General features: G+C 42.8%; 10 protein-coding genes and 1 rRNA gene. 5 read left to right on the top strand and 6 right to left on the bottom strand.

Annotated features, from left to right (window positions below):
• Positions 1-95: 95 nt before the first annotated feature.
• Complete coding sequence (locus BIW53_RS14305) at positions 96-473, bottom strand: hypothetical protein (protein ID WP_070992690.1); 378 nt, start codon at positions 471-473, stop codon at positions 96-98.
• 267 nt (positions 474-740) lie between these two features.
• Here BIW53_RS14305 and BIW53_RS14310 point away from each other — a divergent pair, with 267 nt between their 5' ends.
• The 3 genes from BIW53_RS14310 (at position 741) to BIW53_RS14320 (ending at position 3,510) form a co-directional block, all read left to right on the top strand.
• A complete protein-coding gene (locus BIW53_RS14310) occupies positions 741-2,378 on the top strand; it encodes a S41 family peptidase (RefSeq protein ID WP_070992691.1) in 1,638 nt (545 codons plus the stop codon).
• Positions 2,368-2,754 carry a hypothetical protein gene (locus BIW53_RS14315; protein ID WP_070992692.1) on the top strand — a complete coding sequence of 129 codons (387 nt, stop codon included), beginning with the start codon at positions 2,368-2,370 and terminating at the stop codon, positions 2,752-2,754. The genes BIW53_RS14310 and BIW53_RS14315 overlap by 11 nt, the downstream gene beginning before the upstream one ends.
• A 75-nt stretch (positions 2,755-2,829) precedes the next feature.
• Entirely contained in the window at positions 2,830-3,510 is a 681-nt protein-coding gene (locus BIW53_RS14320; protein WP_070992693.1) for a 4'-phosphopantetheinyl transferase family protein, read from the top strand.
• A 76-nt stretch (positions 3,511-3,586) separates the two neighbouring features.
• Here the strand turns inward: BIW53_RS14320 and BIW53_RS14325 are convergent, their stop codons facing one another.
• From BIW53_RS14325 to BIW53_RS14340, 4 genes are all read right to left on the bottom strand, one after another.
• The gene (locus tag BIW53_RS14325) at positions 3,587-4,627 is read right to left on the bottom strand and encodes an OmpA family protein (RefSeq protein ID WP_070992694.1); all 1,041 of its coding nucleotides are present in this window, start codon (positions 4,625-4,627) and stop codon (positions 3,587-3,589) included.
• Between the two features lie 115 nt (positions 4,628-4,742).
• Entirely contained in the window at positions 4,743-6,521 is a 1,779-nt protein-coding gene (locus BIW53_RS14330) for an ABC transporter ATP-binding protein (RefSeq protein WP_070992702.1), read from the bottom strand.
• Positions 6,522-6,537: 16 nt separating this feature from the next.
• On the bottom strand, positions 6,538-7,986 hold the full coding sequence (locus BIW53_RS14335) for a protein adenylyltransferase SelO (RefSeq protein WP_070992695.1): 1,449 nt from the start codon (positions 7,984-7,986) through the stop codon (positions 6,538-6,540).
• A complete protein-coding gene (locus tag BIW53_RS14340) occupies positions 7,983-8,681 on the bottom strand; it encodes a DNA-3-methyladenine glycosylase I (RefSeq protein ID WP_070992696.1) in 699 nt (232 codons plus the stop codon). The genes BIW53_RS14335 and BIW53_RS14340 overlap by 4 nt, the downstream gene beginning before the upstream one ends.
• Positions 8,682-8,869: 188 nt before the next feature.
• Between BIW53_RS14340 and BIW53_RS14345 the strand changes: the two genes are divergently transcribed.
• Positions 8,870-9,535: a transporter substrate-binding domain-containing protein gene (locus BIW53_RS14345; RefSeq protein WP_245699431.1), complete on the top strand. Its 666-nt coding sequence runs from the start codon at positions 8,870-8,872 to the stop codon at positions 9,533-9,535.
• A gap of 47 nt (positions 9,536-9,582) precedes the next feature.
• A complete protein-coding gene (locus BIW53_RS21225) occupies positions 9,583-9,705 on the top strand; it encodes a hypothetical protein (protein WP_281179884.1) in 123 nt (40 codons plus the stop codon).
• Positions 9,706-9,826: 121 nt separating this feature from the next.
• On the opposite strand, the gene rrf is transcribed toward BIW53_RS21225, so the two are convergent.
• Positions 9,827-9,941, bottom strand: a 5S ribosomal RNA gene (gene rrf / locus BIW53_RS14350).
• Positions 9,942-10,057 lie beyond the last annotated feature (116 nt).

Below are 10,057 nucleotides of genomic sequence, written 5' to 3' on the forward strand. Positions count from 1 at the left end.
CAAGGGAAGGTGTACGGCAGTATTAGCCTTATCTAGTGAGGAAGTGCTGCCAACATAGGCATTGTTGGCAAATCAAAAACACAAAGTTAGAGTTTCTACTCAACTGGATACAAAGTTATTTCTATTCCCGCACCAATTGCAGAAATACGCAGCAAAGTATCCACATGTAATGCTTGTGAATAACACTTTGGTTCGTTACCAGAGTGAAACCCGATATCAAATGTTCGCTTCGTACACGACAACCACTGTTTTAATGCTGGTTTAGAGCAGGATTCAATTAATTCACACAGATGGTTAATCGCCTTATCAGGGCTGACGACTTCTGCATCGGCTTCGATGCGCGCCAGTTGACGATACTCATCCTGGTCATAGTGCAATACGATAGCGTTGCGCTTTAAATCATTGACTAAGGCACTAATGTCATGCTTTGACTCTAGCTCAAGATCGACGTTTAAAAACTGAATTTCTGGCATATTGACTGTTTTACCTTAACTGATTGAATTGAGTAATAGCTGCTTTAAATGCAAGTGTAACCAAGTAAATAAGGACTGGCTAGCGTTAACACGGATTCGTTCTCGCTACGACTAAATTCCTTCGTTCAGAATACCACGATTGTAACACTGAAAAAGTACACCGCAGATGGTTATCATCCTCAATATAGGTACTTATTTTTTCTATCTTATTGCCTTTGATACATTGCTTTGCTAATTTTTAGCCAACAAACTTAAAAAGCAAACAGCATGAGCAATTTACATTTAGCAGCCGTACTTTTACTGACCATCTCTTTGACCGGATGTGGTGGAGGTGGAGGTGGTAGTGATAACTCTCCCGCATTAGACCCACAACCTTCAACCCCTTCTGAAACCTGGACAGCGGATGTATTTCCCGCATCAAGCCAGTACAAAGACTACTGTGTTAATCCTCGAGTAGGCCTTGACCCACAAGATAATGAACCGTACCCAGATAAAGCGGGAAGCGCCATGCTTGAGAAATTATGGCTCCGCTCATTTAGCCATGAAACTTATTTATGGTATGACGAATTACCAGACCCAAACCCAGGTACTTTTGACTCCATTGCTGCATACTTCAATATACTTAAAACCTCAGCAACCACCCCATCAGGGAAAGCCAAAGATGACTTTCATTTCTCTGAAAGTTATGAAGACTATATTAAAGAAGCTCAGTCTGGTGTCGTAGCTGGCTACGGTGCTCGCTGGGCAATTATTAATCGAACTCCACCTAGGTTAGTACGCGTCGCCTATACACAAGATAACTCGCCAGCAGAGCTTGCAGGTCTTAAACGAGGGGATAAGCTTATTGAGGTCGATGGTGTAGATATTGACGCCACAGACTCAACCTCAATAGCAACCATCAATGCTGGGCTGCAACCGAGTTTAGGAACGACGCATGTGTTTAAATTTATCCGTGTCGATGCCGAATCGGGTTTCGAGGAACAGTTTAATATTGAACTCACTGCACAAGATATAGAAACAACCCCTGTCCAAAATGCACATGTACAAACCATCAACGGCCGCAATATAGGGTATGTACAATTCAATCAGTTTATCTCTGCAGGCCAACGTCCTCTGATAAATGCCTTCCACATGTTTGAAGACAGCAACATAGACGAGCTTGTATTGGACCTTCGCTATAACGGTGGCGGGTTAGTGAGTATGGCTGCACAATTGGGCTATATGATCGCTGGCAGCGCAAATACACTCGCCAACGCGCCTGATACAGGACGAGTGTTTAGTCAGACTATATACAACGACAAGCGCAATGCTGACAACTATGACGTAAAATTCTCTGCCCGAGCGATCGACTGGGGCGAAAGAGTATATACAGATGAAGTTTTGCCAAGCCCAGAGCTTAGCCGGGTGTATATACTAACCACCGAGGGGACCTGCTCAGCAAGTGAACTTATCATTAATGGCTTACAAGGTATTGATATCGACATCGTGCTTATTGGTTCAAAAACTTGCGGTAAACCATTTGGCTTTGCACCTACTCCAAACTGTGGTGAAGTTTACTATACCATTCAGTTTAGAAATGAAAATGCCAAAGGATTCGGTGACTATACCGACGGTTTCACACCCGTTCCTGCTGCGCAAAATAGTGGCGAACAGGGGCTATCAAGTCGGGTCTCGGGATGTACTGTTGCAGATGACTTTGAACACGCACTAGGCGCCAATGAAGAAGCATTATTTTCAGCTGCACTAAATTATATTGAGACAGGACACTGTCCACCTGTAACCCAGCAACGTTTGACACAAGCATCAGAGTATATTCTGCAGGGTCCCGCCATTGATGTTCCTTCACATCCACTGCGTAATGGTATGCATGTCTTTCCCATAAAGAGAGCGCAGAATGAGAAATAAGCTCATAAATGCTATCCTGCTGTGTCTTTCTCTGGTTGGCTGTAAACACAGCCAACCAGTAGGCCCGCAAGCTGCGATAATACAGAGCACCACACCGGCAATAAAAGCCGATATCCAAAGAGCAATCGTAAGACTAAAAGGGGGTGTGCAACCAAAAATATCAGATAACGTATTTATGAATAGCAGTACATTGTTGCTCGAATCTCGCGTAACCCAGCAGCCACTCGATCCCCTCTTGGGTTCACACAATATCGTTGTCACACGCTTTGAACTACAGCTACGTGACGGCAAGTGTGTTCTCTATTATCCCAACAAAGATAATTACGTCATATTGCCCGAAGTACCATGTATTGCAGCTACCCAAAGAGCAAAATGAACGCTTATCCAAGATTAGTTTTCTTCGTTTGCTGTGGTAAAGTACGACTAGAGCGCTTGGACAACTAGATTTTATATGCAATATCAGACAACTAATCCATTCACACCACAGCTAAATTACCCTTATCACTGCTGCACATTTAGCACTGAGGCTTTTCACCAAAGTGATTTTCTATCTCACAATATTGTCATGTCTCAAAAGCTGCAAAATGCGGTTCCAAAGCGCCGGGTTGAATATTTAGCAGGCCGGATATGCGCTAAACAAGCGTTGGCAAAAATATCAGTCACCGGATTTGAGATTGACAGCGGTGAAGACCGCGCACCGGTATGGCCCGAGGGTATTATAGGAAGCATAAGTCATACCCAAGGCATTGCTATGGCAATGGTTACAAATTCGAACAGCCTAAGAGGCTTAGGAATAGACATAGAAACATTGATGCCAAATGAGCAGGAACAAAGGCTACAGGCACAAATTTTACATCCGTTTGAAGCAGAGGCATTCAAAGCACTCGGCCAACATCTTTCATCCCCCCTGACGGTGGTTTTTTCTGCCAAAGAAAGTATTTATAAGGCACTTTACCCCAGTGTAAAAAGGTTTTTTGGTTTTGATGCAGCCAAACTATTGAGCTTTGATGATCACCAATTATGTTTTGAAATCACAGAGCATCTATCTGATAGTGTTCCTCTTGGTACACGCGTGACTGTGCTTTACCAAACCAATGCACTTTTCACATTTACAGAGTGTGCATTTGCATAATGTCATTGAAAACGGCCCAGAAAAAACAAAAAAGGCCCGCATACAGCGGGCCTTTTTTGTTGTTACGAATATAATTTTATTGGCGCTGCACTTTTACACGCTCAGAAGAAGTGATTGTCGCTTCCACTCTACGGTTTTGTGCATTGGCTTCCTTGGTATTGGCGGTATTTTTCAGACGCTCTTCACCATAACCAATAGTAGAAATACGATCCGCAGCGATACCATCATCCATTAGCTGCTTAGCTACGGCTTTAGCGCGTTTTTCTGATAGCGTTTGGTTATATTTTGCATCGCCAACCGCTGAAGCATGACCTTCAAGCACCACCGTCGCCGACTCATGCTCTTTCAAGAAAGCCGCAACTTCTGCAATATCATCAAAGTATTGTTGTTTAACTTTGGCTGCATCATGTGGGAAACGCACCAACAAGTTTACAGAGACCTGACGCTCTTCATATTTGGTGCAACCAGTGCTATCAACTGCATCTGACATTGGCGTATTTGCACAACGATCGTCAGCATCCATAACACCATCTTTGTCACTATCCACTGCAACTGGTTGTGACGGAGCTGGAGCAGGTTCTACCTTCTTAACAGGCTTACTTGAACCAAAGAAGTAGTTGATACCCAATTTAGCACCGATATCTGTATAGCCACGGTCCAAACCTTGATATACAGCAGCTTCTGCATTAACAAAGAAATTATTGTTGAAGTAGTGGCGGTAACCTGCACCTACGTTTGCAAACGTGAGGTTGTCATAGACATCAATTGATTTTAAACCAACAAGACCGTAAAAAGGGCTGTCGTCAAAGTGATAAAGTGCATCTATACCAAAACGGTCGCCGTCAATTGAACCAGTACTTGCTCCAGACAGATCAAAGTCCATATCAGCATATTCTAAACGGCCACTCCAGTTGTTGTTGAAGCGGTAACCAATTTCCGCACCCCAGCCTGTGGAGTCATCAACATCAACACCTGCTGCGTCACGAATATTATTCCATTTGGAATTATAATAATCGCCAAATACGCCGAAGTAGACCCCCTCTTTTTGCTCATTTGCATTTGCTGCCGACGCTGCAATCAGAGCTGCAACTGCTAAGCTAATAGATTTAAATTTCATTATTTCGTCCCGTCCTTAAATACCAAGTGAGCACAGATAGCTCATGAGTTTAGCCTTATAATACTAGGCTATATATTAATTTTTACTTAACAACATCTTATTTAGCTGCCACCTACTACAACTGATGCCCGAATAGTGTTTGATACAAGCCCGTCTGGCCAAGCAAACTGTTGTGATCTCCAACTTGAGAAATATGCCCATCATCAAGTACATATATCAAATCAGCTTGCTTTATAGCACTAAGCCTGTGAGCAATTATCAACGTCGTTTTGTTTTGCAAAAAGACTTTTAAGTTTTTATGAATTTTTGCTTCTGTATCAATATCTAATGCCGATGTTGCTTCATCAAGAATAACAACTTTAGGATCCGCTAGTACCATTCTAGCAATCGCTAAGCGTTGCTTTTGTCCACCTGAAAGGCGGATCCCATTGCGGCCAACAAGAGCATCAAGCTGCCCATCTATGTGCCGAATAGTTTCATCTAACTCAGCCACTTTTAAAGCCTGCCAAAGTTGTTCATCACGATGAATTTTACCTAGTGATAAATTATCTCGAATACTACTATTAAATAGAATAGGTTGCTGCAAAACTGTGGCAATATTTTCTCTAATTGCCTGATATCCAATCTCTTCAACTGAAGTGCCTGCAATTTCTATGCTGCCTGATTGTTTTTCGTAAAGCCCAAGCAGCAGTTGCACAAGAGTGGACTTGCCCCCTCCCGATACGGCCACAACCGCGACTTTTTTACCTGCGGGGATCTGCAATGAGATATTCTGTAATACCGGAAGCTCGGGTTGATACGCAAAACTGACATCTTTAAATTCAATATCAATGCTTTGTTGTTCAAATACCTTACTCTCCTTGAGCGGTGCAGGAGCTTCTGTTTGAAAAGCGAAAACCTGATTTAATCTTTGCAGGGCCGCCGACGCCCCATAGTAAGCATACTGTATTCCAAGCAGTTCTTGCACAGGCCCCATCATAAACCACAAATAGCCAAACACAGCGAATATCTGCCCAACAGTGAGATCTGCAAACACAACCATTAACATCGCAACGGCACGAAACACTTCAAAGCCTAGTAAAAATACCGTAAAGCTTAAGCGATTCACTGCATCCGTTTTCCACTGTGACTGTACGGCATAGTGTTTAAGATCAACCGCCGTTTTACGAACATAGTCGAAATAGGCAGTTTCTCTTCGTACTGCTTTTAACTGCGATATTGCGTCTAACGTTTCTACTAAAGCAGCTTGAAATGCTTCAAAGGCCGCATTCTCATCTTTTTTAAGATCTTTCACCCGCTTACCAAACTGGCGAGAAAAATAGATCACCGCTGGGTTCAATAGCAAAATAACCAGCCCTAGAGTCAGGTCAATCCAAAGTAATACAACGGCTGTACCAATTATAGTCAGTAAACCGATTAAAAACCGAGACAATGTTTGGCTGATGAATGTATCTAGCGTTTCTACATCGGTAATACAGCGAGAGCTAATTGCAGCTGCGCCTTGTGTCTCATACTCTTTGAGTTGAACACGTGGCAAGTGGCGCAGTAATCTTTCACGAATATTCAGGCTGATATCTTTACCAATAAAAGTAAACTGCCTTGATTGAATTACGCCTAGTACGAGTGCCCCCAAGCGCATACATACTACGCACATTAAGATCACTACGATATACGCAGCGCTATTGTGCCAAGCTGTGGGAAGAGTATTGTTCAGAAACTCAATGGCAGGGCCTGGCGTTTCTAATAATACTTCGTCAACTAATAATGGCATCATCAAGGGAATGGGAACACTTACTAAAGCCGCAAGCAATGCAATAATATGTGCGATAACAAGTGGCTTTTTATGTGCTAATACCTGCTGCTTTATTCCTTGCCATGTCAATGTTTCAGTCATTTTCAGTCCAGTTAAATTACGTACCACAAAAGGTTTTATAATATGCATCCGTAGTTGCAGCCAAATAGCGGTGTTCATATTCCTGATATCGATAGGGATGCTGTAATAATGGCAACCACTCTTTCAATAAACTGCTATCATTGTGCTGGTAATAATCGCTAATTATCTGCTCCACCAAAGCATTACGAGGAATTATCGCTGGGTTCATGGAGCACATCAATTGTGCAATGTGCTCGCGGTCGTATTCAGCAACTCGGGTTTGCCATTTTTGATACCAAGATTGCAAGGCATCAGGTATAACAAAGCAACTATAGGGCAACTCCAATAGCGAATTGCTCAGCGCAGCAAATGTATTTGTATAATCAAGATGTTCGCTGTTTAGTAGGGTAAGTAACTCTGACAGTAGTGCTGCATCCGTATCTCGCCAGTCTAGCAAGCCCAGCTTTTGTGCCCACATATTCTGATATGCAAGGTTAAAATCTTTTGAAAACTCAGCCAAAACCTCGCTAAACATTGCTACTGCTTTTGACTGCTCAACACTAAACAAAGGAAGTAATGATTCAGCCAAACGCGCACAGTTCCAACTGGCTATATTGGGTTGTTGCCCAAATGCATAACGACCGTGTTTATCTATAGAGCTATAAACCATTTCAAAGTCGAACGCTTCAAGCATCGCGCACGGCCCATAGTCTATAGTCTCTCCTCCCACTAAGGTATTGTCGGTATTCATAACACCATGAATGAAACCAACTCTAAGCCAATGTACAATCAAGGTTACTTGCTTTTTACATACAGCTTTTAGAAAAGCGACGATACGCTCATCACCTTGTTCTTTAATCTCAGTAAAATAGCGCTTAATTGCTAACTCCATAAGAGACTTGAGTCCTGCCAAGTCCTCATGCAGCGCCAGAAATTGAAACGAACCAACACGGATATGGCTACTTGCCACTCGGCATATAATGGCACCTGGTAATGCTCCATTACGATAAACTTGCTGACCCGTCGTTACCACGGCTAGACACTCCGTCGTTGGTACATTCAACGCACTCAGAGCCTGACTCATTACAAACTCTCTCACTGCTGGGCCCAGTGCGCATAAGCCATCCCCTCCTCTGGAGAAAGGAGTAGCACCAGAGCCTTTAATCTGCAAGTCATACGGTTGGCCCTGAGCATCATCAAAGCAGCCTATCAGATGAGCACGACCATCCCCTAAAGTAGGATTAAAATGACCAAACTGATGTCCACTATAGGCCAGTGCAACAGCATCAACGCCAGGAAGCGGAAGTTGACCACTTAAATAGCTGTGTGCTGAAGGCTTCTCTAATGGAATCGCTAACTCTGTCGATACCCTCTCATTCCACAGCAATAACTCTGGTTTAAAAGACTGATTATCGCGTGCCATCATTGGCGTATCTGAGACACAGAACTTATTGCCTAAGCCACTATATCTTTGATAAAAACTCATGCTATTTGACCTGCTGATATGTTGTTATCTCCTACACTTAATGCGATTAATTGGCTTAAAGACTGCAAAGTCCAGCCACTTTGTTCAACTAACGTATTGAAAAACGCCTGCGTGGCAAGTAGTGACTTCTTACTATGCGAGCCACCATCAATAATTTCATGAGACCTAAGGTATGCTTCAACGTCCCTAGATAAAAGAAAGGTATCTTTTCCCATCGCCCTCAAAGCGAATGGACCTGTATTTCCTCCCAATCTAGCCCCATGCTTTTTCAAATAAAGCCACAGGCCAACGATATCATCACAGGGCCACATAGCTACAAACTGAGCAAAGGAACCGTGAGCTAGCGCAGTTTCGTGGATCATTAAACAGTTCGCAGGTATCGTCATTACCTTTTTATAATTTCGTACGATCCGCTCATCTCGTGCTCTTTGCTCTAGCATATCAGGAGACATCATTAGCAGTTTGTCCGCGTCAAAATCCCAGAAAACTTCTCGAAAACCATCCCATTTCGCGTTTATTACACTCCAGTAGAAACCGCTTTGAAACACTTTACGCGTGAATTCTTCCAGCCACTTAGAATCACTGAGTTTGGCTAGCTGTGTTGATGTCTTTGGCTCACTAAGTAAAGACAGTACGTTGCTTTCACCGCCCTTTCTCTTACTCGCCCGCTCCAATATATTGTTGAATGTTTCCATAGGAAATGACCGCCTTATTTCCTTAAAATCATAAAGTGACTATTATTAAATTATAAAATATACCTTCGAGAAGAATGACTGTGTTACGTTTATTTGCGTATTTCTGTTTTACGCTGAGCGCATCAATATGCACAGCACAAAGTTTATCAAAGACGCTTCATATTAGCACAGGTCAATGGCCGCCTTATATGGATCAATCTCGCAGAGATCAAGGTTGCGTCGCGAAATTGATCCGCGATGCTTTTGCTCTATCAGATTTAAAAGTCCGATTTGTTTTTATGCCTTGGGAAAGAGCTTACCAAGAAGGAATGAAGAAAGAGTTTGCTGGCAGCGCTTACTGGTATTTTAGTGAGAAAAGAGCACAAGATTATATCTACACGAAGCAACCCATAACAGAAGAGGTAAGCCGTTTCTATCATTTGAAAAGCCTAGACTTTGTATATGAAAGCTATAAAGATTTATCGCCACATAGACTGATATTAAATCAAGGCCTCACGTACCCTGAGGAGTTACTACAAGCAGTTAAAGATTACGATGTTAGTGTTGTTAACGCCACCTACACCACCAAAAACCTACCATATCTATTGCGAGGCAGAGCCGATATTGCGATTCTCACGGAGCAAACTAAAGCCTCCTATGCTCAGTCTCTCACCATTGCGCAGCAAAAGCAGCTCACCTACCAAGAGAAGCCTGCATTTATCAAACAAGGATACTTATTAATAAATAAGCAAAATCGCTTTTTGGTTTCCGTGTTTGATAATGGCGTTGAAAAGTTATGGCGAGATAAAAATTATTACAACGAGTATGTCGCCAACTGTATAAAAACTGAATTGACAATAGCTGCTGAAAAGTAATGACAACACACGAAGTGCTTACGCTCTTTTTGCGCAAGGTGAGTATCGTGCAAAAGTTTAATGACAAAGCGCGCAGCGCTGACATTCCTTTTGCGCAAGGTGAATTATCGTGCAAAGGGTTAACGACAACGAACGCAGTGAGAGCGTTTCCTTTGCGCAAGGTGAAGTGAGCCAGTTTAACTACCGCTGAGGGACTCTCTTAAACGTCGGATGGCGCTACGCTTATCACGACCTACAACCCCAAAACGCAAAAAGCCCATCCGATTGGATGGGCTTTTCACTTAATTAGGAGCCTGGCGATGTTCTACTTTCACATGGCAAATGCCACACTATCATCGACGCTGTTTCGTTTCACTTCTGAGTTCGGCATGGGGTCAGGTGGGTCCAAAACGCTATTATCACCAAGCAAAGTCTTGGTGCAAATGTTTAATGACATCGTGCATCGCACGAGCATTTCATTTGCGCAAGATGAACTGATTTCGCTATATTGCTTTTTCGTTCACCTTGTTTAATTCTTAAAAT

Source organism: Pseudoalteromonas byunsanensis, from assembly GCF_001854475.1.
GTDB lineage: Bacteria > Pseudomonadota > Gammaproteobacteria > Enterobacterales > Alteromonadaceae > Pseudoalteromonas > Pseudoalteromonas byunsanensis.